Source organism: Terrisporobacter petrolearius, assembly GCF_020748185.1.
Classification (GTDB): domain Bacteria; phylum Bacillota; class Clostridia; order Peptostreptococcales; family Peptostreptococcaceae; genus Terrisporobacter; species Terrisporobacter petrolearius.
Genome location: NZ_JAHZMO010000027.1, coordinates 1 through 24,784 on the forward strand (window position 1 = coordinate 1; position 24,784 = coordinate 24,784).

Annotated in this window: 30 protein-coding genes and 1 pseudogene; 28 read left to right on the forward strand and 3 right to left on the reverse strand. The window is 27.4% G+C overall.

Annotated features, from left to right (window positions below; translation table 11 throughout):
* Positions 1–41 precede the first annotated feature (41 nt).
* The 4 genes from K0040_RS21505 (at position 42) to K0040_RS13825 (ending at position 4,202) form a co-directional block, all read left to right on the forward strand.
* Entirely contained in the window at positions 42–155 is a 114-nt protein-coding gene (locus tag K0040_RS21505) for a helix-turn-helix domain-containing protein (protein WP_369123731.1), read from the forward strand.
* Between the two features lie 950 nt (positions 156–1,105).
* The gene (locus K0040_RS13815) at positions 1,106–1,771 is read left to right on the forward strand and encodes a hypothetical protein (RefSeq protein WP_228109358.1); all 666 of its coding nucleotides are present in this window, start codon (positions 1,106–1,108) and stop codon (positions 1,769–1,771) included.
* Between the two features lie 263 nt (positions 1,772–2,034).
* Positions 2,035–3,018 (forward strand): hypothetical protein, encoded by a 984-nt coding sequence (locus K0040_RS13820; protein WP_228109359.1) that lies wholly within the window; start codon positions 2,035–2,037, stop codon positions 3,016–3,018.
* A 629-nt stretch (positions 3,019–3,647) separates the two neighbouring features.
* The gene (locus tag K0040_RS13825) at positions 3,648–4,202 is read left to right on the forward strand and encodes a hypothetical protein (protein WP_228109360.1); all 555 of its coding nucleotides are present in this window, start codon (positions 3,648–3,650) and stop codon (positions 4,200–4,202) included.
* Positions 4,203–4,446: 244 nt separating this feature from the next.
* Here K0040_RS13825 and K0040_RS13830 read toward each other — a convergent pair whose 3' ends face one another.
* Positions 4,447–4,956 (reverse strand): hypothetical protein, encoded by a 510-nt coding sequence (locus K0040_RS13830; protein ID WP_228109361.1) that lies wholly within the window; start codon positions 4,954–4,956, stop codon positions 4,447–4,449.
* Positions 4,957–5,108: 152 nt separating this feature from the next.
* Between K0040_RS13830 and K0040_RS13835 the strand changes: the two genes are divergently transcribed.
* From K0040_RS13835 to K0040_RS13880, 10 genes and pseudogenes are all read left to right on the forward strand, one after another.
* A complete protein-coding gene (locus K0040_RS13835; RefSeq protein WP_228109362.1) occupies positions 5,109–5,624 on the forward strand; it encodes a hypothetical protein in 516 nt (171 codons plus the stop codon).
* 242 nt (positions 5,625–5,866) lie between these two features.
* Positions 5,867–6,034 carry a hypothetical protein gene (locus K0040_RS13840; RefSeq protein ID WP_228109363.1) on the forward strand — a complete coding sequence of 56 codons (168 nt, stop codon included), beginning with the start codon at positions 5,867–5,869 and terminating at the stop codon, positions 6,032–6,034.
* Between the two features lie 253 nt (positions 6,035–6,287).
* A complete protein-coding gene (locus tag K0040_RS13845) occupies positions 6,288–6,893 on the forward strand; it encodes a recombinase family protein (RefSeq protein WP_228109364.1) in 606 nt (201 codons plus the stop codon).
* A 268-nt stretch (positions 6,894–7,161) separates the two neighbouring features.
* On the forward strand, positions 7,162–8,199 hold the full coding sequence (locus tag K0040_RS13850; protein ID WP_228109365.1) for a site-specific integrase: 1,038 nt from the start codon (positions 7,162–7,164) through the stop codon (positions 8,197–8,199).
* A gap of 249 nt (positions 8,200–8,448) precedes the next feature.
* Positions 8,449–8,619, forward strand: a pseudogene (locus K0040_RS13855) (YebC/PmpR family DNA-binding transcriptional regulator); the annotation flags it as partial.
* A 293-nt stretch (positions 8,620–8,912) separates the two neighbouring features.
* Positions 8,913–9,308, forward strand: coding sequence for a MerR family transcriptional regulator (locus K0040_RS13860; protein WP_228109366.1), 396 nt, complete (start codon positions 8,913–8,915; stop codon positions 9,306–9,308).
* Positions 9,272–10,180 carry a MerR family transcriptional regulator gene (locus tag K0040_RS13865; protein WP_228109367.1) on the forward strand — a complete coding sequence of 303 codons (909 nt, stop codon included), beginning with the start codon at positions 9,272–9,274 and terminating at the stop codon, positions 10,178–10,180. The genes K0040_RS13860 and K0040_RS13865 overlap by 37 nt, the downstream gene beginning before the upstream one ends.
* Before the next feature lie 149 nt (positions 10,181–10,329).
* Positions 10,330–10,518, forward strand: a complete 189-nt coding sequence (locus tag K0040_RS13870; RefSeq protein WP_228109368.1) for an RING finger protein — start codon at positions 10,330–10,332, stop codon at positions 10,516–10,518.
* A gap of 316 nt (positions 10,519–10,834) precedes the next feature.
* Positions 10,835–11,245 (forward strand): hypothetical protein, encoded by a 411-nt coding sequence (locus K0040_RS13875; RefSeq protein ID WP_228109369.1) that lies wholly within the window; start codon positions 10,835–10,837, stop codon positions 11,243–11,245.
* Between the two features lie 83 nt (positions 11,246–11,328).
* On the forward strand, positions 11,329–11,799 hold the full coding sequence (locus K0040_RS13880; RefSeq protein WP_228109370.1) for a hypothetical protein: 471 nt from the start codon (positions 11,329–11,331) through the stop codon (positions 11,797–11,799).
* 50 nt (positions 11,800–11,849) lie between these two features.
* On the opposite strand, the gene K0040_RS13885 is transcribed toward K0040_RS13880, so the two are convergent.
* Positions 11,850–12,173 (reverse strand): DUF1540 domain-containing protein, encoded by a 324-nt coding sequence (locus tag K0040_RS13885; RefSeq protein ID WP_228109371.1) that lies wholly within the window; start codon positions 12,171–12,173, stop codon positions 11,850–11,852.
* Positions 12,174–12,335: 162 nt separating this feature from the next.
* On the reverse strand, positions 12,336–12,647 hold the full coding sequence (locus tag K0040_RS13890; protein WP_228109372.1) for a hypothetical protein: 312 nt from the start codon (positions 12,645–12,647) through the stop codon (positions 12,336–12,338).
* A 156-nt stretch (positions 12,648–12,803) separates the two neighbouring features.
* Here K0040_RS13890 and K0040_RS13895 point away from each other — a divergent pair, with 156 nt between their 5' ends.
* From K0040_RS13895 to K0040_RS13960, 14 genes are all read left to right on the forward strand, one after another.
* Positions 12,804–13,385 carry a hypothetical protein gene (locus K0040_RS13895; protein WP_228109373.1) on the forward strand — a complete coding sequence of 194 codons (582 nt, stop codon included), beginning with the start codon at positions 12,804–12,806 and terminating at the stop codon, positions 13,383–13,385.
* Between the two features lie 216 nt (positions 13,386–13,601).
* Positions 13,602–14,105 carry a crossover junction endodeoxyribonuclease RuvC gene (gene ruvC / locus K0040_RS13900; RefSeq protein ID WP_228109374.1) on the forward strand — a complete coding sequence of 168 codons (504 nt, stop codon included), beginning with the start codon at positions 13,602–13,604 and terminating at the stop codon, positions 14,103–14,105.
* Positions 14,106–14,115: 10 nt separating this feature from the next.
* On the forward strand, positions 14,116–14,718 hold the full coding sequence (gene ruvA, locus K0040_RS13905; protein ID WP_228109375.1) for a Holliday junction branch migration protein RuvA: 603 nt from the start codon (positions 14,116–14,118) through the stop codon (positions 14,716–14,718).
* Positions 14,719–14,738: 20 nt separating this feature from the next.
* Entirely contained in the window at positions 14,739–15,755 is a 1,017-nt protein-coding gene (gene ruvB, locus K0040_RS13910; RefSeq protein ID WP_228109376.1) for a Holliday junction branch migration DNA helicase RuvB, read from the forward strand.
* 117 nt (positions 15,756–15,872) lie between these two features.
* Entirely contained in the window at positions 15,873–16,898 is a 1,026-nt protein-coding gene (gene queA, locus K0040_RS13915; protein ID WP_228109377.1) for a tRNA preQ1(34) S-adenosylmethionine ribosyltransferase-isomerase QueA, read from the forward strand.
* A gap of 29 nt (positions 16,899–16,927) precedes the next feature.
* Positions 16,928–17,410: a phosphate-starvation-inducible PsiE family protein gene (locus tag K0040_RS13920; RefSeq protein ID WP_228109378.1), complete on the forward strand. Its 483-nt coding sequence runs from the start codon at positions 16,928–16,930 to the stop codon at positions 17,408–17,410.
* Between the two features lie 47 nt (positions 17,411–17,457).
* Positions 17,458–18,579 carry a tRNA guanosine(34) transglycosylase Tgt gene (tgt, locus tag K0040_RS13925; protein ID WP_228109379.1) on the forward strand — a complete coding sequence of 374 codons (1,122 nt, stop codon included), beginning with the start codon at positions 17,458–17,460 and terminating at the stop codon, positions 18,577–18,579.
* A 71-nt stretch (positions 18,580–18,650) separates the two neighbouring features.
* Positions 18,651–18,932 (forward strand): preprotein translocase subunit YajC, encoded by a 282-nt coding sequence (gene yajC, locus K0040_RS13930; RefSeq protein WP_228109380.1) that lies wholly within the window; start codon positions 18,651–18,653, stop codon positions 18,930–18,932.
* A gap of 56 nt (positions 18,933–18,988) precedes the next feature.
* Entirely contained in the window at positions 18,989–19,351 is a 363-nt protein-coding gene (locus K0040_RS13935; protein ID WP_228109381.1) for a TIGR04086 family membrane protein, read from the forward strand.
* Between the two features lie 65 nt (positions 19,352–19,416).
* Positions 19,417–19,560, forward strand: a complete 144-nt coding sequence (scfA, locus tag K0040_RS13940; protein WP_018592136.1) for a six-cysteine ranthipeptide SCIFF — start codon at positions 19,417–19,419, stop codon at positions 19,558–19,560.
* A gap of 140 nt (positions 19,561–19,700) precedes the next feature.
* The gene (gene scfB, locus K0040_RS13945; protein WP_228109382.1) at positions 19,701–21,074 is read left to right on the forward strand and encodes a thioether cross-link-forming SCIFF peptide maturase; all 1,374 of its coding nucleotides are present in this window, start codon (positions 19,701–19,703) and stop codon (positions 21,072–21,074) included.
* Between the two features lie 2 nt (positions 21,075–21,076).
* Positions 21,077–21,574, forward strand: a complete 498-nt coding sequence (locus K0040_RS13950) for a gamma carbonic anhydrase family protein (RefSeq protein WP_228109383.1) — start codon at positions 21,077–21,079, stop codon at positions 21,572–21,574.
* Positions 21,575–21,735: 161 nt separating this feature from the next.
* Positions 21,736–24,195, forward strand: a complete 2,460-nt coding sequence (recJ, locus tag K0040_RS13955; protein WP_228109384.1) for a single-stranded-DNA-specific exonuclease RecJ — start codon at positions 21,736–21,738, stop codon at positions 24,193–24,195.
* Between the two features lie 12 nt (positions 24,196–24,207).
* The gene (locus tag K0040_RS13960; RefSeq protein ID WP_206925535.1) at positions 24,208–24,720 is read left to right on the forward strand and encodes an adenine phosphoribosyltransferase; all 513 of its coding nucleotides are present in this window, start codon (positions 24,208–24,210) and stop codon (positions 24,718–24,720) included.
* Positions 24,721–24,784: the final 64 nt, after the last annotated feature.

A 24,784-nucleotide genomic window follows, 5' to 3' on the forward strand; every position in this document is an offset into this window, starting at 1 on the left:
GTAGAACAACAGTTGAAGAAGTAAAAGGAAATACTAAGTTTATGAATACTTACAAATTATATAGAGATAAAAAAATAAGTAAAAGTGATATAGCAAAAATTTGTAACATGAGTAGAACAACAGTATACAAATATTTAGAATTATTGGAAGGCTAGAAATATCTAGTCTTTTTTTATTTACTTAGAATCAACATGAACAGTATGTATAGGGGGGGTGTTCTATAAATTAATATTAATTGCTAGAGTGAAAAGTAGCGTAGTACTTCTATTTCTACACAGCGTCTCTAAATCAATTCTAAGAGGTCAAAATATAATGTAATAATCAATATTTACAATAATATTTGGGATTATGAAGTTGGGCAAGATTAAATATAAATAGCAAATGATAAAACATACATGAGAGAAATTACAACGTCTCTAAATCGCTTATACGAGGTCATAATTATATGATTGACATAATAAAAAGATAATTTTATGTTAAGAGGGAGTATTATAAAATTTGAGTTATAGAACAGATCAACAACAGTTGCAGAAGTGTTGTATAAGAGTTACTTAACAATTTGAATCGGTTAGAAGTTCCATTCTCAACTTTCCGATTGGAACTAGAAAGATTATAAATAATAGGTATATAGCTAAGTTATAAATGATTAAGCAGCCATTACTATTTTTTCTATAAACCTCCTTATTTTTAGAGGATATAACACAAAGGGAATGAAATTTTAAAGTCTACAATTCAGTTTAAATCAGTTGAAAAGTAAGTGTTTTACTTCTATATTTTCATCAAAAAAATTAACAGAATGAAATAAGCTTTAAAATACAACTTTTTTACGGTAGTTGTAGGGAGTAAAGTCTACGTGTAGACCTTTAATGTATACATGAAATTTACTTTAATATCAATGTGGATTAACTATGTATTAATCCACACAAACCAGTTATTTCAATGGTTACACTTGAATTTATTATTCTAATATGATACTATATAAACAGGTTTAAAATATGAAAAATTTTCCATATAACGATTTGTTATATGTTTATATAGATATCATATTTTGAAAGGGGGATAGTTGAAAATAAAAATTACAAATATAAAAAAATGGGGGTATTACATGGAAAAAGCATATGTATATGTGAGAAATTGGAACTTATTAGAATATGATTTAGAGGTATTAGCAAAATATGATTTAAAAAAAATGAATTATTGGTACATAGGTAGTACAAGCGAAAGTTTAGAAAATAGAGACTGTAAATTCAAATACCAGATGATTAAGCAACAAGATTTAGAAACTGAAAATGGTGACCACTACAACAACAATAAGACACGTATTTTCATCAATAATTTAATTATATTTTATAGAACTGAATTGAAACTAAGTGAAAATGATATAGATCAATTAGTATTTAACCATTATGAAACAATAGAAGTAGATTTAAATTATATTGAGGAATTGAAAGTATATGAACATCAATTATTAGAATCTAAGGTAATAGAACAATATATGTTAATATCAAATTTTAATAAGCAATATAAGGTATTATCTACAAAAGACGGATATATGAAAATTGAACAAGATAACACAAAAGTATTAGCTCTTGGAAAAGATAATAGACCTGATGAATTTAGTAGTACTATTGAATTAAAGTTTGATGTTGATACAACAACAAACACAATAAATAAAACTCTTAATATACCAACAGAATTAGAAAAAATTCATGGATATTTGAAACAATATATTAAACAATTGCAACAAGATGATATAATAAAAGAGAAATGAACAGTAAAAAACACTCAAAGTTTGGCGACCCAGAGTGTTTAAATTCTAAAAAATAAAAGGCATCAACTAAAAAATGTTATTTTAGGTAATTTATTAAATATTTGAACGGTAATTCAAGTATTTATATCCTTAAATTTTATTACTTTTATATTCAATATTATATTTATATTATATCATACATGGATTAATATATTCAATTCTAATATTAATCCATGTAAAAAGTTGATCCCTTTTCAAAAACTATAAACTGAAAAGGAGAAAATATGAGTACATACAAAAGAGTTGCAATTATAGATGAAAACGGAAACGTAGATGAAAGAGTTATAGGAAAAAATGAGGAATTAGTTAACAAAAGAGTTTATTCAGATAAAGAAAAATATTTTATTAATCAAAATGACGAATTAAGAAAAGAAACTCAATTACTAGGAGGTTATATTCATATGTACTATGTTAAGAATGAGTTATTATTTAATGACATTGGCTTAGATCCTTCTACTGTATCGAGATTAATATATTTAGCTACTTACATTAATTATAATAACAAAAAAGCTAATTTATTAGTAAAATATGGACAACACAAAGAAGTTATAGCAATGACAAAAGCAGATATTAGGGACGTGATGAATTTAAGTAAAAGTACATTTAATGAATTCATCACGGAATTGAGGGAAAGAAGTATATTACTTGAATTAGATAATAAATTCTATATAAACAATAAATACTTTGAGCGAGGTTCAATGAGTAACAAATGCGTTGATGAAGTTAAACTAAACAATGAATATACTAGAATTTTCATAAATACAACGAGGGAATTATATAGAGGTTCTTCGAGCAGGCAACATAAACATTTAGGTTACGTTTTTAAATTAATACCATTTTTAAATTATTCAAGAAACATACTTACATACAATACAGAAGAAACTAATTTTTCAGATATGGAATTTATAGGATTGAAAGGAGTATGTGAATTATTAGGAGTAAATGGAAATAAAGGTAATGACAAAAAACTAGAAAAACAATTACTTAAATTAAAAGTAAATATAGCAAATAAAGATTATTACATATTTAAGCATATTGTAAGTTACGGTGAGAGCGAAGCTACAACATATGATTATTTTGTTATGAATCCAAGAATAACTTGGAGGGGAAAAGAACTTGACGACTTCAATAAAGCTATTGAGGGATTATCATTTAGAGAGAATACAGAAGTTAAGTCGAAAAAAATTAAAAAAGTAATATATAAATAAAAATTAGAGCTGATATGTGTTAACACCATATTAGCTTTTTTATATTTTAATTCAATTATTTCCCAAATTTATATTATCTTCATGGTAACTTTTTTCCTATAATTTCCTTAAAAATGACATTTACCGTAATTCTACGGTCAAATTGTATTTCCCACCGTAATTCTACGGTCACTTTAAAATGCCAATGAGTGTTGATATTTCAACGATAAGCTAACTTTTTCTAATTTCATTAGTTATTATTATTAGTCAGCCAGTTTTATTACAATTAAACCTATGGTCGATTAATTTCCAACAAGATTAACCTTTTTCATCAATTAAATATATAAACTCTTAAATAACACAAGCTACTAACTATGTTTGTACTTTTAGATGCAAAAGTGTTATTGCTACCGCATTCAAAAACATCACCAAAGCAACAAATATATTTTGTATCAGCTTATAAAGACTTTGGTTCTGTTTGTGAATTTTGGTATATGAGTTATTGGTTATTAATACAAAAGTTGACTATTTAGGAAACATGTATATTATGAAAAAGAACCATTTAAAAGTTAGTATATGAAGCTAAAAAGTTTTACAATTAAAAATATGGTATCATTATTTTACTATAAAAATATAAGGAGTTTATTAATATGGAAGATTTGTTATGTATTGGGATAGGGATTGTAGGAGCTGCACTAGATAAAAGGATCTGTGAAAAGTGTGGTAAAGAAAAAAGTAGAGAAATTTCAATTGATGATATTACAAAATCTATTCCTAAAGAAATGCTAGAATATTGGAATGAGAAAGAACTAGTGGGTGAAATTTTGGGGAATGCGTGTACTTCTACTGATTTAGATGAAGTATATGATAGCTTTATCTATAGTGAAAGTAAGTCGATGAGGGAAAAAACTAGAATTTGTAAGAACTGTTTTGATAATTCTTTAAGAAGATTGAAAGATAAATTTGATGATGCATATATCAATATGAATCAAGTTCAAACATATCCATCTACATATAAAAAAGCAATTAACCTTGATACGTGTGTAAAGCCTAAAGTAGAGACTTATTCTATGTATGGTGGGAAGTGGAATACTATTAATATTATGAAATTTTGGGCTTGGTATAATGGATACGATACTATATATAATATTACTTATAATTATGATGGTAAGAAAGTTACAGGGGTATTTGCTAAGAGAAAATAATAACTTAGTAATATTCTGTTGAACTTTTAAAATATGAGCGATTAGGATAAAACGACTAATAGATAAATTAAATATTAAAAGGTGTATAAATGTTGAAATTCCAATGTTATAGTAATTTATTTAATGGCGACTAATTAGGGGATTATTACTTAAAAATGAGAAATTAGGGTTTACTATTTAAAAATTAAACCGTCTATAAATCGCTTACAGACGGTCATAAAATATAGATACTTAGGGATTATTTTTAATCTGTGTATACTTCTGCATACTTGCTAATTAGGTCAACTGTATAATGATTACCACCTATGTAATATGAGTAATTATTTATCTTTATATTGTCCATATTTTTATCTTTACTTACTGTAGTTTCTATATTTAAAGATTTATTACCTTCAAGCGATCCCATTTCTTGTCCTTCTGCTGAAACTATCATATCTCCATTTTTATCATAAACAAAAAAACTAGGTGTAATAATTCTTACTGTTTTATTAGAGTTATTTGTAACCTTAACTTTTAAATAATAAGAATCATCTCCGTCATATCTAGAATTTTTATCAAGTTTTAATTCTGAAAATGATAAAACGTTATACTCTTTAAATTTATTATTTGAACTTTCATTGTTACTACTTTTTTCAGTTGTATTATTGGTATCGCTTGAGTTAGAATTACTTTGATTACTTTGACAACCAGCTAATAATGAGATACTGACAAGTGATACTAAAAACAAATACAATATTTTTCTACAAACTTTCATAATAAATACTCCTTTTCTAAAATTTAACTTATAAATTTACAATTCTTTTCTTATATGAAAAAATCCTTTATTTAAAATAAGTATTTAAAGTGAAATGATTTAGTATTACACTTGTATTATGGAAGTACTACATAAGAGGAGATTTTAAATATATGGATATAAATTATATAAATGAGTTACTAAAACAAGGGAAAACAGTTAAGGAAATTAGAGAAATTATAGGATATACAGAGAAAAAATTTCAAAAGGAAGTTAAAAGCTTAGGATATAAATTTGACCAGAAGCTGAAGCAATATATAAATACTAATAATACAAATGAAGTTGTAAACACAAGTGATTTCAATAGTAATACACTTTGTAATACGGAGCGTAATACAGATATTATTGATAATGTAGATAAGGAAAACTTGAATTTTATCGGTGAAAATATAGAACTACTAAAAGAAATATTAATGTATTACAAACGTAACAAGGAAAGTAATACAAACAATAATGGAATAGTTATAGACCTAATTGACGATAAGCATAAGGGTAATGATAAACCAAAGAGTATAAGAGTTAATTATTTTGTGTGGGAAGAGTGGAAAAAGTTTACTAGTAAAAGTAATTTTAGTAGTAAGGATCTAATAAGTATGGCTTTGAAAGAATTTTTACAAAAGTATAAATAAAGTTAATTAATTTATGTGGAATTTAAGAAGTGTTAGAAAAATAATGATTAAAAATACAGCCATTAGGCATTTGCTTAGTGGCTTTTGTTATGCAAAAAAATGGTGAGAGAAATAAAAAAGTTATTACAATGAGCGTGAAAAGGGAGGTATATGTAGTGATGTAGAGATAGGACACTAAAAGTGTTATAAAAAAATAAAAATAATCTATCATAAGTTGAGACTTAAAAAAGGAGGTGAAAAGTATGACAAAATGGGAGAAAATTATAGCAATTGCAAGTTTAGTTGTAGGGATTATTGGGATAATGGCTACTTGTATATCAATTGCTCAAGTTGCAGTGGGGGAGGATAAAGTTGTAGAACCTACGAAACAAATAATTATATTAGGAGATGTTAATATCGCTAAGAAATAGTTTTGGAATATATATAAATGGTGAGATAATTACACAATATTACACTAGTTTATAAAGTTAAATAAAAATGTACATGAAAACACTTGTTATCGTGTACATTATGAAGTGATTGAAATATAATTCGATTTTAGGATAATTTCAACGTTTATTCAATACAGAAGTGTTCATGAAAACAAATAACCTTTTTGTGTACAAATGGGGGAAAGTATGCTATTCTATAATTAAGAATTGTACATGAAAGGGGTAAATAGATATGAACAAAATATATGGTTATGCGAGATGTAGTACAAATGAAAGTAAACAAGATATAAATAGACAGATAAGAGAACTAATAGAACTAGGAGCAACAAAGGAAACAATATATAAAGAATATCAAAGTGGTACTAAAATAAATAGAGTTGAACTAAATAGATTACTAGATACAGTACAACAAGGTGACACAATAGTTGTAACTGAAGTTAGTAGAATAAGCAGAAGTACAAAGCAACTAATAGATATTATTGATTTAGTTAAGGAAAAAAAGCTTAAACTTGTAATTAAAAATAGCTTAACAGTAGATTGTACTAATGGGGAACTTGATCCAATGACAAAAGCATTTATTCAAATATCAGGAGTATTTGCAGAGTTAGAACGTAACATGATAAGTGAACGAGTTAAAAGTGGAATGGATAATGCAAAAGATAAAGGAAAACAAATAGGTAGAAGTAAAACAACAGTTGAAGAAGTAAAAGGAAATACTAAGTTTATGAATACTTACAAATTATATAGAGATAAAAAAATAAGTAAAAGTGATATAGCAAAAATTTGTAACATGAGTAGAACAACAGTATACAAATATTTAGAACTATTAGAAGGCTAGAATTAATCTAGTCTTTTTATTTTCATTAGAATCGAATTTAAACGGTCATGTGGAGGGGGTATTTTATATTTTTTACTGAAATTATAAGCAATAGATTAACTAAGTACTTATACTTCTACACGACAAAGGATAAATTACTCAAGTGTAAAATTAGAAAGCCTACAATTCGCTTTAAATCGGTAAGAGTACTAAATAAAAATGGAATTTTATTCAAACTTTTAATATAGTATAATAAAGTTATTAATTTAATTTAAGTGAGGTGAGATTTATGAGAGAAAAACTATTAAATATTATTTATGAATTTGGTGAAAAACTTACACAAGAAGAATATAACCAATATATACCTAAATTGAGGGATTATTTAGTACCATATATCATTGAAAATAAAAATAATAGTATCGATATAGGAGATATATTTAGGGATGAATTTACTAAAAGTGATATTATAAATGCAACTATATACTATGTTACGAATAATGAAAATGTAAAAAGCTTATCATCTATAGATGACTATTTAGTATCGATAAATAGATTATTTGATGAATTGTTATTTAATAAATATCCTAATTCGAATCTAATGAAATACAAGCCTTTTACATCGCTTAATAGTGAAATTCAAAATATCTTAATAAACAAGGGAATAGAGTTAAAGAAGAAAGAAACACATCCAGCGATTAATCTAGAACAGTACAAGTTTATTATTAAATATTTAAAAGACATACAACATACTAAAAGAGATAAATCTGTAGATATTAAACAAAATCAAGTAAGTATAATTATAAAATTATTTCTACTATATGGATTTAGCCTAAATAAGTTAGCGAATATAAGGAGTTCAGATTATTTATCTGAGAAAAGAATTTTAAGAATTGACTACAAAGGGGTTATGGAAAATAGTATTTATATAGAATTACCATATAGTTTGGCTCAAGAGATTGATGATTATTTAGAACGAAAAAAAGATTTTAAGAACTTGAATTGTGAGTTATTGTTTGTTACAGGTGATAATAATAAAATAACAAGTAGCTTTATGAATGATATTTTAAAATCAATAAAAATGGATTATTTAGAAATTAATAAAGATAAATTATATAAAGATCCGTTTACAGCTAGAGGGTTACAAAAATATGCAATAATTCAAATGATTAAACAGAGGATGAGCCAGTATGTAATAATGGAGTTTACTGGACAAAAGAATAAGATATATGAGGATTGTCAAAATGAAGTTAATAGAACAGAGGATCTAAATAGAAATAGATATGTAAATCATATAATAAGAGGAATTAGTACATATGACGAAATATAATAAGTGTTTTACTTCTATATTTCAATAAAAAAATATAATAGTCTAATTTTAGCTTCTTTTTATAACTTTTTACGATAATTATTGGGAGTAAAGTCTACAGGTACACTTTTAAAGTCTACAAAAACATTATTATAATGACTTGACTATGGAATATATTTAGTATAATCTTTAGGTAAATGATTAAGGTTTTTACATTAATAATAAGAAAATTAAGTGTCGATAAAGAATTACGGAATACAAAGTTATTTTTTAGTAGAAAAAGGATATGAATTTGTATCTGCTGATGTAAAATTAGTGCCTCAAACTACAACTGTACTATCAGAAGAAGGTCAAGTTAAATCTATGGAAAAATTAATAGACTTACTTGAAGATGACGATGATGTACAAAATGTATTCCATAACTGGGAAATAACAGAGTAGTTTTTGGAATTAAGTAATACCAACAACTACGTAGATTTCAAATTGGGAAATGATTTTAAAAATCGTGATTGTTATGACAAACATCGAATATTTCGTATAAAAATATAATGAAATACGTTTAGAGTGTTAAGTAAAATAAAAACACCTCTAATTATGATGTATAGAGAAATCTATATTGATTAATTGGAGGTATTTTTATTTTTATAATTGAAATTTGTAAAGATAACTGATATTTTAATAAAGATAAGTTATTTATACAAAAATATCCAATACAATATTTAAGGGGGGAGCATATGGAGATTAAAGATGTGGAGTTAGCCACAGGCTTATCAGAGGATACTATTCATTTTTATGAAAGTGAAGGATTGATTATTGTAAAAAGAAATTGTAATTCAGATAGGCAATATGATGAAGAAAATATTGAACAGTTAAAATATATAAAACTATTATTAAAATTAGATATTCCAATTTATAAAATAAAGGAACTTAAGAATGAAAAAGTATCTCTAAAATGTATATTAGAAGAAAAAATAAAAGAGTTGGAAAATGATAAAGTTAATATAGAAGGTAAGGAAGATGTTATTAAGAATCTATTAAAAGATATAAGTAGAAAGAAAGACATAAATATAAATGAATATATAGAAGATGTAGAATGTATAGAGGATATGCAGAACTTATATGGGACTTAGATGCAATTGCACAACGTAGTTTAATTTTTCAAATATTAATTACAATAACTTTGATGGCACCAATACTGGGATTTTATATGGATATTGAGGAAAAAAACTATAGCTCAATTGGACTTAAAGGTAGTTTATCTATAGTAGTAACTGTAATACTTACGTTAATTTGGAAATCTTACTTACAGCAAAAAGATAAAAAAATAAGTGGAACACTTGGATATATATTAGGTATTATTTTAGCATTAGTTTTAACTCTATTAATATTTGCAGGTATTGATTGGTTGCAGTTTAAAATATTTGTTCCAAATGATTATTTAATGTATGTATTTAAACCACCATATAATTATGGAATATTATTATTTGAAATAGAAGTACTAATTATGATAATTGCTATTTTATACAAAATAAGAAAAATAGATTCAGATGAAAAAGAATGGGCATGTAATCTAATAAACTTTATAAAAAGAAATATTATCAAGGTTGTAACATTAAATTTAGTTTTATTATATATGTGTATCACAGGTATAACTGTTATAACTAAAGATAAAATCATAGATTATAATTTTTATAATCCTATGGGCGTGAAGTATGCATATGATGATATTACTAATATTAATACTGGCTTTTTAGGGAAAAGAAAATTGCTATTTGGTAATAAGGGTGACTTTTATTATAAAATAAGCTTAAAAAATAAAAAAACAATAGATCTTACAGATGCCACAAGTGGTATTGATGATACATATTTAGAGTTAGAAATATTTGATAAGGTAGTCTTAGATAAAAGCAAAGCAACAAAAATAGCATCTAAAAAAAATTATAAGTTATGTGATTTAGATAAAAGATATGTATATAGATTTTTAAGGATAATCGAAAATTGAAATAGATAGATTTTTATAGTATTACTATTAGCTAATATACCTTAGATTATAATTTTTGATCTAAGGTATATTTTTATGTTTAAAATAAAAGAAATATTAATATATATTTAATAATAATATTATAATTTAATTAGGAAGGGTGGGATTATATGAAAGAGGTTCTAAATAATCGATGTTGTGTTTGTGGTGGAAAAATAATGAGTGAAGAAGATCTAACTGTATGTGAAAACTGTAATAATATTTATCACAAGATATGTTGGCAAGACGTAAAGGAAGAATGTATTTATTGTCATAATAAAATCAAAAAAGAGGAATTTGATAATGATAAAAGTAAATAGTAATAAATTTATAATGTAAAAGTTAGATATGGAAAATATCTAGCTTTTTTTGTGAATAAAAACAATAAAAAAATTACAAAATATTCCTAAAATTATAAAATATGATGATACAATAGTATAAAGAGGAAATGACATAAAAATTAAATTTTGAGTAGCAGATTTATCTGAAGTAGTAGTGAAGATATGTCGTTGGCAATATAAAGTGTTTTGCTGACATGTGGCTCAGGAGAAGTGGATTTTTTATATCGATAAAGAGCTACATATACATAGGTTTAGAATAAAAACAAAATCATGGAAATAGAAAGGGGTAAAACGTATGTTATACACACCAAAATATATTTATAATAATGATTTAGATAAGAAGATATGTAAATGTTCAGAATGTAAAAAATATAGAATATTATATTGCCATTCCAGTATGGTTGAAAATAAAAAGGAGTCTACTAAAGAAATTAACAGTGACATTATAGCTGTTTGCTCTAAATGTGGAAGTACATATAGATTTAATTTAAAGCATTTATCAGATATAAATGGAGATAACTACGAAGTAGGAAAAGTAAATTTTATAGAAGAAAAATATCCTCAAGTAAAAGAAAATATAACAAAAAACTATAATTCTTATGACGTTGTATCAATCATAAAATCAGAAAATTTTTTGACAAAGCTAATTAAAGATGATAGAGAAGGAGATTTAAAAACATTAGAGTATGTATTTATGGAAAAGTAGTAACGCCTTGTATATGTAGATAAAGTTATTAATAAAGGCGTAATGCCTTTATTTTTCTGAAAAAAGTATAGGAGATAATTAATATGGTTACTGTTACAAAGTATTTAACAAAAGCAGATTTGAAAAGAAAGATATGTAGTTGTAATGAAGAAGAAAAGTTAAAAATTTTATTTAAAGAAGTTAATGAATCAGAGCTTAGAATTAAGCCAGAAAAAAGTATGGCAGGAGCATACATACTAAGAGAAGAAAAAATAATAGCATCTTGTAACCACTGTAAAAAAGTATATTTTTTAATGACTACATTTGAAGGTGGTATAAATGAACAATATATAAGTATAGACTCTGTAGAATTATTTGATGGAAGTATGAGACAACTTAGACAGGTTATTAATAATATGTTTGATGAGCATGAAAGTGAGGTTGTTACCGTAGCAACGGATGATCATGCTATAAAAGTATTAGATAAATATGACGATGAAGAGAAAATAGTTACTAGATATGTGTATTTAAATAGAGAAGATAAAGATTTGTATAAAGATTTGCTAGAAGATTAAAAAGATTGGAACGTAGGTTCCAATCTTTTTTTATGTAAAGATTATTGTAATTACTTACATCTAAAGCTTCCACAATATGTTTGTGATAAAGCATTTGCGCTATCTGCATTAGATGTTATAGCAACATCTCTTAATGCGCAAATCACACCTGCATTATTTACACATGTTTTTACAGTACAATTTACAGAACTACATTGAGTATTGTCTAGGGCGCTATTACTAAAATCACTATAACCAGATTCGTTTACAAAAGAACTACAGCAAGTGTTATTACTAGTTCTTGCTTTTTTGCCATTTACGGATATTTTATTTGCGTAACAATTACCGTTGGTATTGTATGCGCAATTATTAACATTACAACCTACTAATGCCATAATAAAAACCTCCTTTTTAATTAATCAATAATTAGTATGGACTAAATTCACGAAAAATATGATGATAAAAAATTAAATTTGAATAATTTACATTGTATACTTTTTTAATTTATAAAAATAAAAGCCAAGACTTATGTTAAGAGATGGCTTTAAGAACAATATTTAAGATGTTAATCTAGAATATAAATTTTTCCCCATTAATATTCGAGAAATTAAAGAAGCTGATAAAGGATAAGACTTTGCCGGTGGCCAAATATCAATTAATTTCTTTTCAAAATCGCCTAAAGAAACAAGCTCTTCATTTTCTATTTTTAATGAATATTCTATAGTAAAATCTCTGATTTTTAAAAAGTCTTCCAATGTAAGCTCATAGAAAAGTTGTGTACTATGTTGGGGAGGTTTAAAAAAAATTATATTTTGTTTAAACTCTATAAAGTCTAATCTATCAACTAAATTTTTAATATTTTCACTCAATAAAATCACCTCCATGTATTTAAAATAAAATATTACTTTATAATATGTATAAAACTAGGCAAATGAGACAAAAATACCTTAATAAAAGTTACTATTTTTTTCTAAAATATGAAGGAAATATATCATAGAAAATAACGTAAGTAAGGAGGTTATTTTATGTTCGAAAAGAAAAAAGAATTTTCTTGGAAAGTGCCAACATTAGTATTATTAGGAGTAATTGTTTTATCATGTGGAATAGGTATAGGTGTACAAATTAAGGATACTCATCAAACTAGACAAGTTCTTCAGTCAAAAACAGAATCTAAAGAGGTTTTTAATCTTAATTCAGATTGTGAAATTTGGGTACAAGGTCAAATAACAAGTAGTGGAACTTATGAGAGTCCAAAAATGATTGGAACTATACCTAAGGACTTATTAAATAAAAGTAAAGATGAAATAGTGTCTTATTTTAAAGACAAATATCCAAATAAAGAAATAGCAAGTATGAATCAGTACGAAATTATTTTATCTAACTCACAGGCAAAAGAGCCTTCAAAAGCAAATAAATATTCTATTGAAGAAAAAGATGGATTTGTACATGTATATAAATATGATAAAGATGGAACAAAAACTGATTTAGAAAAAACAAACATTTCAGTAGACTCTCTTCCAAAATCTGTACAAAATGAATTGTCATCAGGAATATTAGTAAATAGTGAAGACGAGGCATATACAAGATTGGAAAATTTTGAAAGCTAATACTTAATGCATTTTCATAATAATATCAAATACCCTTATATAAAATTTTATATAAGGGTATTTTGTTTTTTGAAACTTTTATAAGGTATTTTAGTATAGGTTGAAGGAGAATGTGGATTTTTATAATGTATCACACTACTCTAATTTTGCAATCCTATGGTATAATATTAAAGAACATAAGTTTTGTATAAAGCTTAATAGGAGGTCTTTAGTTTCATGATAATATTAGGAATAGATCCAGGAATAGCCATAGTAGGTTATGGAATAATCGAATATAAAAATAATAAATTTAGAGTTATTGATTATGGTGCGATAACAACTCCATCAACTATGGACACAACAAAAAGGTTAGAGAAAATTTATAAAGGTATAGACCTTCTTATAAAAAACTATAATATAGATGAAGTTGGAGTAGAGGAATTATTCTTCAACAAAAACGTAAAAACAGCAATTACGGTAGCACAAGCCAGAGGAGTAATCTTGTTAGGGTGCTCTCATAATGACAAACCAATTTATGAATACACACCTTTGCAAGTTAAGCAAGGTGTGGTTGGATATGGAAGAGCAGGAAAATCGCAGGTTCAACAAATGGTTACATCAGTGCTAAATTTAAAAGAAATACCAAAACCTGATGATGTTGCAGATGCTTTAGCTGTAGCAATATGTCATGCTCATGCAAATAAGCTTGAAAAGACATTAAAAAACATAGGTATGAAATAAGGAGAAAATCATGTATAGCTATATAAAAGGAATAATAGAAGAAATTAGTTTAGATCATATTGTAATTGAGAATAATGGTATAGGATATAAAATCAACGCCTCGGCCAATACTATAATGAAGGTACAATTAGGACAAGAATGCAAAATTTATACAAAGCTTATAGTAAAAGAAGATAATATGAGTCTTTGTGGATTTTATGATAAAGAAGAATTGAGGATGTTTGAATTGCTAACATCTATTTCTAAAATAGGTCCTAAAGTTGGTCTTGGTATATTATCTTTTGCTTCGCCAAAACAAATTGGAGCGTACATATTAAGCGAGGATATAGGCAAACTATCAAAAGCTCCAGGGGTGGGTAAGAAAACAGCAGAAAGAATAGTCCTAGAGCTTAAGGATAAAATAGACAAAAATAACGTGGAATTTGAAGCAACTTTATTAACTAATCAGCCAGTAGCAATTTCTCAAGATGAAGCAGTAGATGCCTTGGTAGCCCTTGGATATTCTTTACAAGAGTCAAAAGATGCAGTGCAAAAATGTAAAAAAGACGGACTAAATACAGAGGATATTATTAAAAAATCATTAAGCTACTTAATGAGTAAATCTTTAAGATAATAAAGAGAGGGGGAAGTTAATTGTACGGATTTGAAGATGAAGACAGAATAATTACATCTAGTATGCAAAATGATGATGTGGATATAGAAAATAACTTAAGACCTAAGTTATTGGCTGATTATTTAGGACAAGAAAAAGCCAAAGAGCAATTATCCATATTTATTGAAGCGGCAAAGAGCAGAAATGAACCATTAGACCATGTCCTTTTATATGGACCACCTGGTCTTGGAAAAACTACTTTGGCTAGTATAATTGCTAGTGAAATGGGAGTTAACCTAAGAATAACATCAGGTCCAGCCATAGAAAGAGCTGGGGATTTGGCGGCTATATTAACAAATTTAAATGAAAATGATGCACTGTTTATAGACGAAATACACAGAATAAATAGAAGTGTGGAAGAGGTATTGTATCCTGCGATGGAGGATTATTGTATAGATATAATAATAGGTAAGGGACCATCAGCTAGGAGTATACGACTTGATTTACCTAAATTTACCCTTATTGGAGCAACAACGAGAGCAGGTATGCTTACAAACCCACTTAGAGATAGATTTGGTGTTATATGTAAGCTTGATTATTACACTGTTGATGAATTAACTCAAATAGTAATTAGGTCAGCTAATATACTAGGTGCAGAAATTGAACATAGAGGAGCAGTGGAGATTGCTAGACGATCAAGAGGAACACCAAGAATAGCAAATAGACTGCTAAAAAGAGTCAGAGATTATGCTCAGGTTAGAGCTGATGGAAATATAACATCAGAAGTTGCAGACCAAGCTCTAGAAATGATTGGTGTAGATAGCTTAGGATTAGACTATGTGGATGAAAAATTATTATTAACAATAATAAATAAATTTAAAGGTGGGCCTGTAGGCTTAGACACTTTAGCTGCTTCCATTGGAGAAGACAGAAACACAATAGAAGATGTCTATGAACCATATTTACTTCAACTAGGATTTATTAATAGAAGTCCAAGAGGAAGAATAGCTATGCCAAATGCTTATAAACATTTGAATATAAATTATCCTGAAAAGTAGAATAATAATATTATTACAAATAAAAGTATAAATTCCCATAGTAGAAAAAAATTAAATTTTTTGTTATTATGGTAGTTGTATGTTTAAGGTAATATATTATTGAAAGAAGGTTTAACATTGAAAACAAGCGATTTTTATTTTGATTTACCAGAAGAATTAATTGCTCAAGTACCTATTTTAGATAGGTCTAGTTCTAAATTAATGGTATTAGATAAAGAAACTGGTGAAGTAAGTCATAAAATTTTTAAAGACATAATAGATTATTTAAATCCAGGAGATTGTCTTGTATTAAATGATACAAGAGTTATTCCTGCAAGATTAATTGGTTCCAAAGAAGGAACTGGTGGAAAAATAGAGTTTTTACTTTTAAAGAGAAATGAGGATGATACTTGGGAGACTTTAGTCAAACCAGGTAAAAGAGCTAAAATAGGAACTAGGTTCTCATTTGGAGAAGGGAAACTTATAGCGGAAGTTGTTGGAATGGGCGATGATGGAGCTAGAATAGTAAAATTTGAGTATGAAGGTATTTTTGAAGAGGTTTTAGATGAACTTGGAAATATGCCATTACCACCATATATAACAGAAAGATTAGAAGAAAGAGAAAGATATCAAACTGTTTACTCTAAGCATAATGGTTCAGCAGCAGCACCTACAGCAGGTTTACACTTTACTGATGAATTACTACAAAAAATTAAAGATAAAGGTGTAGATTTAGCTTTTGTAACTTTACATGTGGGTCTTGGAACATTTAGACCAGTAAAAGTAGATGATGTTTTAGAACATGACATGCATTCTGAGTACTATATGGTTACACAGGAAGCAGCGAATAAGATTAATAGAGCAAAAGAAAATGGTAATAAAGTAATAACAGTGGGTACAACTAGTACTAGAACTATAGAGTCTGTAGCTGATGAAAATGGAAAAATGAAAGCAGCATCAGGATGGACAAAAATATTTATTTATCCAGGATATAAATTCAAAGTTGTAGATAACTTAATTACAAACTTCCATCTACCAGAGTCAACATTAATAATGCTAGTAAGTGCACTTGCTGGAAAAGAGAATGTATTAAATGCATATAACTGTGCAGTAGAAAATAATTATAGATTCTTTAGTTTTGGAGATGCAATGTTTATAAAATAAATATAATGTATGTAAAAAGGGGAGAGTGTATGATAAAAAAGCATGACAAAAGGTTGTTGAATATTTCGAAAAATTTTGAAACAGCCTTAGCAATAGTAATATTAATTCTTGTATTATTGGGCATGATGGATTTAGTAAGAAGTGTATATCAAGCTTATATAGTAGATTTTTCAACTCCAGTTCAATATAGCCAGTTAAATAGCTTTTTGGCGGAAGCATTATTGTTAGTTATAGGTGTTGAATTGGTAGTAATGCTATCTTTACATACACCAGGAGTGCTTTTGGAAGTGTTATTATATGCAATAGCTAGAAAGCTTATTTTACTTCCCAAAAGTTCAGGAATGGGAGATTTGCTATTAGGAATACTTTCCATAGGTGCAATATTTGCTATTAGAAAATATTTAATGTCCCCAGAAGAAAGAGCAATGAACCTTAGTAGGTTATATAATTTAAAAAATAATAATAGTAAAGAAAAAGAAATTTTAGACACAGAAGAAATAAATAATAATTAGTAGTTTAATATTTTAGACTATATTCAGACAGATTAAGGAGAATAAATATGAGTGCAATAAGATATGAACTTATAAAAACTTGTAAACAAAGTGGTGCAAGACTTGGTAGATTACACACTCCTCATGGAGTTATAGAAACACCAATATTTATGCCTGTTGGAACGCAGGCAACAGTAAAGGCAATGACACCAGAAGAATTAAAAGAAATAGGATCTCAAATAATATTAAGTAATACATATCACTTATATATGAGACCGGGTCACGATTTAGTAAAAGAAGCAGGTGGGCTTCATAAGTTTATGAACTGGGATAAACCAATATTAACAGATAGTGGTGGATTTCAAGTGTTCTCTTTAGGACCACTTAGAAAAATAACTGAAGAAGGAGTTCACTTTAGATCTCATATAGATGGGTCTAAACATTTTATATCTCCAGAAAAAGCCATGGAAATACAAAATGCCTTAGGTTCAGATATAATGATGGCATTTGATGAATGTGCTCCATATCCTGCAGATAGAGAATATGTTAAAAACTCATTAGAAAGAACTACTAGATGGTTAAGAAGATGCAAAGAAGCTCATAAAAATACTGAAAACCAAGCACTATTCGGAATAATTCAAGGTGGTATGTACAAAGATTTAAGAGAACAATCAGCTAAGGAAATATTAGAGCTAGATTTACCGGGATATGCAGTAGGTGGACTTAGTGTTGGAGAGCCAAAGCCACTAATGTATGAAGTACTTGACTATACAGTACCTCTAATGCCAAAAGATAAACCAAGATACCTAATGGGTGTTGGTTCACCAGATGATTTATTAGAAGGTGTAATAAGAGGAATAGATATGTTTGACTGTGTACTTCCTACTCGTATAGCTAGAAATGGTACTGCAATGACTAGTCAAGGCAAAGTTGTAGTAAGAAATGCTAAATATGCAAGAGATTTTACTCCACTTGACCCAGAGTGTGACTGCTATTGCTGTAAGAATTACACAAAAGCGTATATAAGACATTTAGTGAAAGCAAATGAAATACTTGCGGCTAGACTTATATCTACACATAACTTAAGATTTTTACTTAAATTAATGGAAGATATAAGACAAGCAATAATGGAAGATAGATTATTAGATTTTAAAGATGAATTTTTCTCCAAATATGGGTATAAATTATAAGAAAATTGAGTTATAATGTTTATTATACTTTTGTTTTTATGAAGTAATAAACATATGAAGGAGTGAAGCATATGAATACTCAAATGATAATGTCTATTGTTTACATGGTTGCGTTATTTGCAATTTTCTATTTCTTATTTATAAGACCTCAAAGAAAAAAAGAAAAACAATTGGATCAATTAAGATCAAGTTTAGAAGTAGGACAAATGGTTACTACAATAGGTGGAATGTTAGCAACAATAGCTAAAGTTGAAGATGAATTTGTTGTTTTAGAAGTAGGACCAAATAGAACTAAAATGCCATTTAAAAAATGGGCTATAGCTTCTATTGAGAAAAAAGAAGAAGATAAATAAATAGTAATTTTAAATCTCCCTAAGGAATATATATATTTTGAGGGGAGGTTTTTTTTATGGCAAAAACAATACATATATTAAAAGGTTTAGGATATGCTTACATAATTACGTTAATAGTATTATTAGTTTACAATCTATTGTTAACTTATACTAATGTTTCGGCGGAATCAGTTTCAATAGTAACATCATTTATTACCACAGTTTCTGCAGCTTTTGGTGGATTTTATGCTTGTAAACATATACAGGAAAAGGGACTTATATATGGTTTTATAGTTGGTGTAGTTTATATAATATTACTTATAACAATGTTTTATTTAGCTAAAGAAAATTACATATTTGATATTACAGTTATTTATAAAGCAATACTTGTTTCAATAGCTGGAGGAATAGGCGGGGTATTAGGAGTAAACTTCAAATAAGTTCCAAAATATACAGAATTATGATATAATTAGTAGCAGTTAATTAGAAACAGGAGGTAGTAAAAATGGCTAAAAAACATATAAAAACTTTATCAAATGCTACATTAAAAGAAAGTGCAGCTAAAGGTGGATGTGGAGAATGTCAAACATCTTGTCAATCTGCTTGTAAAACTTCTTGTACAGTTGCAAACCAAGAGTGTGAAAGATAATTAAACAAAATTATTTTAAAAGTGAGGGTATTACAAATAATACCCTCACTTTGTTTGCATATAAATTGTTTTTACAAAAAATTTACACGTATTTTGTTTAGGGTATATAATAAGAGTATTAAAAATTAGGAGGACATATTATGAGTATGATACATAAATTTTCCATGGATGGATACAATATTGTTTTAGATGTGAATGGAGGTAGTGTTCATGTACTAGATGATGTTGCATATAACCTTGTAGATTTATTTGAAGAAAAATCTATGGAAGAAATAGTAGAATCTTTAAATAAAGATTATACTAAAGAGCAAATAGAAGAAGCTTATGAGGAAATAAAGTCTTTAAAAGAAGAGGGGCTTTTATTCACTGAAGATACATATGAAACTCACCCAAGCTTTGTAAATAGAAAAAAAGTAGTTAAAGCATTATGCCTACATGTTTCACATGACTGTAACTTAAAATGTAAATACTGTTTTGCTTCACAAGGTGATTTTGGTGGAGAAAAAGAAATGATGAGCTTTGAAATAGGTAAAAAAGCAATCGATTATCTTATAGCTAACTCAGGAAATAGAAAAAATTTAGAAATAGATTTCTTTGGTGGAGAGCCACTAATGAACTTTGAAGTAGTTAAGCAACTAGTAACTTATGGTAGAAAAGTTGAAAAAGAAAATAATAAAAACATAAGATTTACTATAACTACTAACGGAATATTACTAGATGATTATAAAATTGACTATATAAATGAACATATGCACAATGCAGTATTAAGTTTAGATGGAAGAAAAGAAATAAATGATAACATGAGACCAACACTTAATGATAAAGGAAGTTACGATGTTATCATGCCTAAATTTAAAAAGTTAGTGGAAAAAAGATCTAAGGACAAATACTATTATATAAGAGGAACATTCACTAGAGATAACTTAGATTTCTCTGAAGACGTACTTCATTTCGCTGATGAAGGATTTGAATTAACATCAATTGAACCAGTTGTTGGAGATGAAAGCAACCCTTATGCACTAAGAGAAGAAGACATGAAAAAAGTATTCGATGAATATGAAAAGCTGGCAAAAGAGTATGCAAGAAGAAAATTAAATGGAGATGATTTTACTTTCTTCCATTTTGTAATAGATTTAAATCAAGGACCATGTGTAATAAAAAGAATTACTGGATGTGGTGCTGGAAATGAGTATTTATCAGTAACACCAAACGGAGATATATACCCATGTCACCAGTTTGTTGGAAATGATGATTTTAGATTAGCCAATATAATGGATGAAGAGATAGTTATACCTAAAGAAATAAGCAATATGTTCAGAGATGCTCATGTTTACTCTAAAGAAGATTGTAAAAAATGTTGGAATAAATTCTACTGTTCAGGTGGATGTCATGCCAACGCAATTAACTTTAATAATGATATAAGAAAGCCATATGAGCTTGGTTGCGAAATGCAAAAGAAAAGAACAGAATGTTCTATAATGATTCAAGCAAAACTAATGCTGGAAGGAGAATAAAAATGATAAAAGGGTTTGAAGGGATAAAACCCACTATTGATGATTCTGTTTTTGTGGCAGAAACCGCAGATATTATCGGTGATGTTATTGTTGAAAAGAACGCAAGTATTTGGTACAAAGCAGTTTTAAGAGGCGATGATAGCCAAATTATAGTGGGAGAAAATTCTAACGTACAAGATGGAACTATAGTACATTGTGGGTATGATGAGCCAACTATAATAGGAAAAAATGTAACTATTGGACATGCTGCTGTTATTCATGGATGCAAAATAGGTGATTATAGCCTAATTGGAATGGGGTCAACAGTTTTAGATAATGCAGAAATTGGAGAACTTACTATGGTAGGAGCAGGTAGCTTAGTAACCGGCAAGAAATTCCCGCCAGGAGTTTTATTATTAGGTTCACCAGCAAAGGTTGCAAGAGAATTAACTGATGAAGAAAAAGAAAGTTTAAAACAATCTGCCCTACATTACGTAGAAATGGGAAAAAAACACAAGTAATTTGTAATTCAAATAAAAATTATACAAATTTAAGAAGGAGCAATTTACAAATTGCTCCTTTTTAATGCAATAAAAATTTTTTTAGTACTAGATTATAGCATATAAGTTAATAATATTATAATATTTAAATGTAGGACAAAGAAAATATGAGGTGAGAACTTTTGATATATAATAAAAAATGGACATTAAAACATAAAGGAAAAGTTAAAGAAACAGAGTTAAGCAAGAAAATAAATATTTCCCCGGAAATTAGCCAAATATTAAATAATAGAGGTATAAATGACGAAAAAGATGCAGAAATTTTTATGAACCCATCTTTAGAATATTTAAGAGATCCTTTCTTAATGAAAGATATGAAAAAAGCAACTGAAAGAATAAAGAAAGCAATTGAAAATAAAGAAAGAATTTATATCTATGGTGATTACGATGTAGATGGAGTATCATCCACATCAATTTTATATATTTATTTCAAATCTATAGATTATCCAGTTAAATATTATATTCCAAATAGATTAGAAGAAGGATATGGAATCAACGAGGATGCAATAAGGAAGATAAATAATGATGGATGTGATCTTATAATAACTGTGGACTGTGGTATAACATCAGTTAATGAAGTGGGATTAGCTAATGAACTTGGTATAGATGTTATAATAACAGACCACCATGAATGTCAAAGTGATATACCAGATGCTTATGCAATTGTAAATCCAAAACAAGAAGATTGTAACTATCCCTTTGATATGCTGTGTGGATGTGGAGTAGCATTTAAAATGATTCAAGCATTGACAGATGAAGAGGAATTTAAAACGTCAATGTTTGATTATTTAGAAGTAGTAACCTTAGCAACAATATGTGATATTGTGCCTTTAATAGACGAAAATAGAATAATTGTAAAAAATGGTTTAAAACTAATGAAAGAGGGCAAAAATTTAGGTTTAAGAGAACTAATTAAAGTATGTGGTATTGAAACTAGCAAAATAGGATCATCACATATAGGTTATTCAGTAGGACCTAGAATTAATGCATCGGGAAGATTAGGTCACTCATACTTAGGGGTTCAGTTATTTACTACTGATTTGGAAGATGAAGCAAAAGAAATAGCTAATATTTTAGAAGCAAAAAATATTGAAAGACAAATGATAGAAAGTAAGATGTATAAAGAAGCAGAAGATGTTATATCAAGCAGTGAAAACTATAAAGGTGACAAAGTGCTTGTATTAGCAAAAGAAGGCTGGCAACATGGAATAATAGGAATAGTTGCTTCTAAGCTAACAGAGAAATATTATAAGCCTACAATATTGCTAACTATAGAAGATGGTGAGGCAACAGGCTCAGCTAGATCTATTAAAGGGTTTAGCATATTTGATGCCTTAGTAAGTTGCAAAGATCTAATGAATAAATTTGGTGGTCATGAGCAAGCAGCAGGATTGGCATTAAATGCAGAGAATATAGAAGAATTAAGAAAAAGAGTAAATGAAATAGCAGATTACAATTTGAGCAAAGATGATTTAATTGAAAATATAAAAGTTGAATATGAGCTTGAAGAAGAAAGTGCAACATTAGGCTTAGTAGACAACCTGCATAAGCTAGAACCTTTTGGGTTAAGTAATCCATCTCCAAGATTTATTATGAGAGACTTATTATTAACCAACTTTTATAAAATGGGTAAAAACAAACAACATCTAAAGTTAATATGTGAAAATGAAAAATCCTATGAATGTGTAGGATTTAATATGGCTTATTTATCTGACGATTTCCAAGAAGGAGATAAGATAGATGTATTATTTCAAGTAGACGAAAATAATTTTAATAATGATAGAAAAGTACAACTTTTATTAAAGGATATAAGATTGTCTCATCCTAAATCAGCAATTTCAAATAATTTATCTCTTAAATTATTTGAAAAGATAAGTCCTACAGATAGTGATAGTTTGTATCATGTTTATAATGATGAAGATGATATATATATTAATACGGATGGAGATAAAAATATAAATATATTTGAGCATATAAAAGAAGGGACTTTGATTATAACAAATACTTTAAATGGATTTTATAGAGCTTTATCAGATGTTTCATTGACAGATTTAGACTATGATATAAATTACAATTATATTTATGAAAAAAATAAGAAAGTGCAACTTATATTTTCACCTAATATTGATAAAATAGACTTAAAAAGATATAATAGTATTATTCTTTATGATTTTTTGTATAATAAAGGAGAATATTCGTATCTAAATAAGAACATTTTAAATAGTAAAGTTGTTATTAAGTATTATAGTAGTGAAGATAAAATATATTTGAAAAATATTATGGATAACATAGTTCCAAATAGAGAAGAATTTATCAATATTTATAAGCAAATGCTTGTAAGTAAAGAATTACAACTAAAATTAACTGAATTAAAAAGAGTATTTAAACTTCTACCTTTAAAAACATTTATAATACTTAAAGTTTTTAGAGAATTAAACTTATTAAATTTTGAAATTAATTATGAAGAGAATACTATAGCCATATATTTATTAGAAAAACCTGATAAAAAGCTTAATTTGGATGAAAGTGTAATACTTAATAATCTAAAAGAATTGAAACAAGAGTATGTAAAAAGCTATTAGGAGGAGTTTTAAATGGATTTAAAACAAACAGTAAGAGTAATTGAAGATTTTCCGAAGGAAGGAATAAGCTTTAAAGACATAACAACATTATTACAGGATGGTAAGGCACTAAAATTTGCAATTGATGAAATAATAGCAGACTTAAAAGACAAGGATGTAGACTTAATTGTAGGACCAGAGGCAAGAGGATTTTTAATGGGAACACCAGTAGCTTATGGTATGGGAGTTGGTTTTATACCAGTTAGAAAACCAGGAAAGTTACCATGGGAAATTGAAAGTTATGAGTATGATTTAGAATATGGTTCTAATAAATTAGAAATACATAAGGATGCTATTAAGCCAGGGCAAAAAGTTGCAATAGTAGACGACTTGCTAGCTACAGGTGGAACTATGGAAGCAGCGGCTAAGCTTATAGAAAAGTTAGGTGGAGAAGTGGTTTCAATGCAATTTCTAATAGAATTAGAGGACTTAGATGGAAGAGCAAAATTAGCAAAATATAATGTTAATTCTCTTATAAAATACTAGACAATAATAATAGTTGGTTTTTTACCAACTATTTTCATATATAATAAAATTTATACTTTAGAGA

Coding starts and splice junctions, on each gene's coding strand:
- K0040_RS21505 (WP_369123731.1), top strand. CDS start 42: ATGAATACTTACAAATTATATAGAGATAAAAAAATAAGTAAAAGTGAT.
- K0040_RS13815 (WP_228109358.1), top strand. CDS start 1,106: ATGGAAAAAGCATATGTATATGTGAGAAATTGGAACTTATTAGAATAT.
- K0040_RS13820 (WP_228109359.1), top strand. CDS start 2,035: ATGAGTACATACAAAAGAGTTGCAATTATAGATGAAAACGGAAACGTA.
- K0040_RS13825 (WP_228109360.1), top strand. CDS start 3,648: ATGGAAGATTTGTTATGTATTGGGATAGGGATTGTAGGAGCTGCACTA.
- K0040_RS13830 (WP_228109361.1), bottom strand. CDS start 4,956: ATGAAAGTTTGTAGAAAAATATTGTATTTGTTTTTAGTATCACTTGTC.
- K0040_RS13835 (WP_228109362.1), top strand. CDS start 5,109: ATGGATATAAATTATATAAATGAGTTACTAAAACAAGGGAAAACAGTT.
- K0040_RS13840 (WP_228109363.1), top strand. CDS start 5,867: ATGACAAAATGGGAGAAAATTATAGCAATTGCAAGTTTAGTTGTAGGG.
- K0040_RS13845 (WP_228109364.1), top strand. CDS start 6,288: ATGAACAAAATATATGGTTATGCGAGATGTAGTACAAATGAAAGTAAA.
- K0040_RS13850 (WP_228109365.1), top strand. CDS start 7,162: ATGAGAGAAAAACTATTAAATATTATTTATGAATTTGGTGAAAAACTT.
- K0040_RS13860 (WP_228109366.1), top strand. CDS start 8,913: ATGGAGATTAAAGATGTGGAGTTAGCCACAGGCTTATCAGAGGATACT.
- K0040_RS13865 (WP_228109367.1), top strand. CDS start 9,272: ATGTATAGAGGATATGCAGAACTTATATGGGACTTAGATGCAATTGCA.
- K0040_RS13870 (WP_228109368.1), top strand. CDS start 10,330: ATGAAAGAGGTTCTAAATAATCGATGTTGTGTTTGTGGTGGAAAAATA.
- K0040_RS13875 (WP_228109369.1), top strand. CDS start 10,835: ATGTTATACACACCAAAATATATTTATAATAATGATTTAGATAAGAAG.
- K0040_RS13880 (WP_228109370.1), top strand. CDS start 11,329: ATGGTTACTGTTACAAAGTATTTAACAAAAGCAGATTTGAAAAGAAAG.
- K0040_RS13885 (WP_228109371.1), bottom strand. CDS start 12,173: ATGGCATTAGTAGGTTGTAATGTTAATAATTGCGCATACAATACCAAC.
- K0040_RS13895 (WP_228109373.1), top strand. CDS start 12,804: ATGTTCGAAAAGAAAAAAGAATTTTCTTGGAAAGTGCCAACATTAGTA.
- ruvC (WP_228109374.1), top strand. CDS start 13,602: ATGATAATATTAGGAATAGATCCAGGAATAGCCATAGTAGGTTATGGA.
- ruvA (WP_228109375.1), top strand. CDS start 14,116: ATGTATAGCTATATAAAAGGAATAATAGAAGAAATTAGTTTAGATCAT.
- K0040_RS13920 (WP_228109378.1), top strand. CDS start 16,928: ATGATAAAAAAGCATGACAAAAGGTTGTTGAATATTTCGAAAAATTTT.
- tgt (WP_228109379.1), top strand. CDS start 17,458: ATGAGTGCAATAAGATATGAACTTATAAAAACTTGTAAACAAAGTGGT.
- yajC (WP_228109380.1), top strand. CDS start 18,651: ATGAATACTCAAATGATAATGTCTATTGTTTACATGGTTGCGTTATTT.
- K0040_RS13935 (WP_228109381.1), top strand. CDS start 18,989: ATGGCAAAAACAATACATATATTAAAAGGTTTAGGATATGCTTACATA.
- scfA (WP_018592136.1), top strand. CDS start 19,417: ATGGCTAAAAAACATATAAAAACTTTATCAAATGCTACATTAAAAGAA.
- scfB (WP_228109382.1), top strand. CDS start 19,701: ATGAGTATGATACATAAATTTTCCATGGATGGATACAATATTGTTTTA.
- K0040_RS13950 (WP_228109383.1), top strand. CDS start 21,077: ATGATAAAAGGGTTTGAAGGGATAAAACCCACTATTGATGATTCTGTT.
- K0040_RS13960 (WP_206925535.1), top strand. CDS start 24,208: ATGGATTTAAAACAAACAGTAAGAGTAATTGAAGATTTTCCGAAGGAA.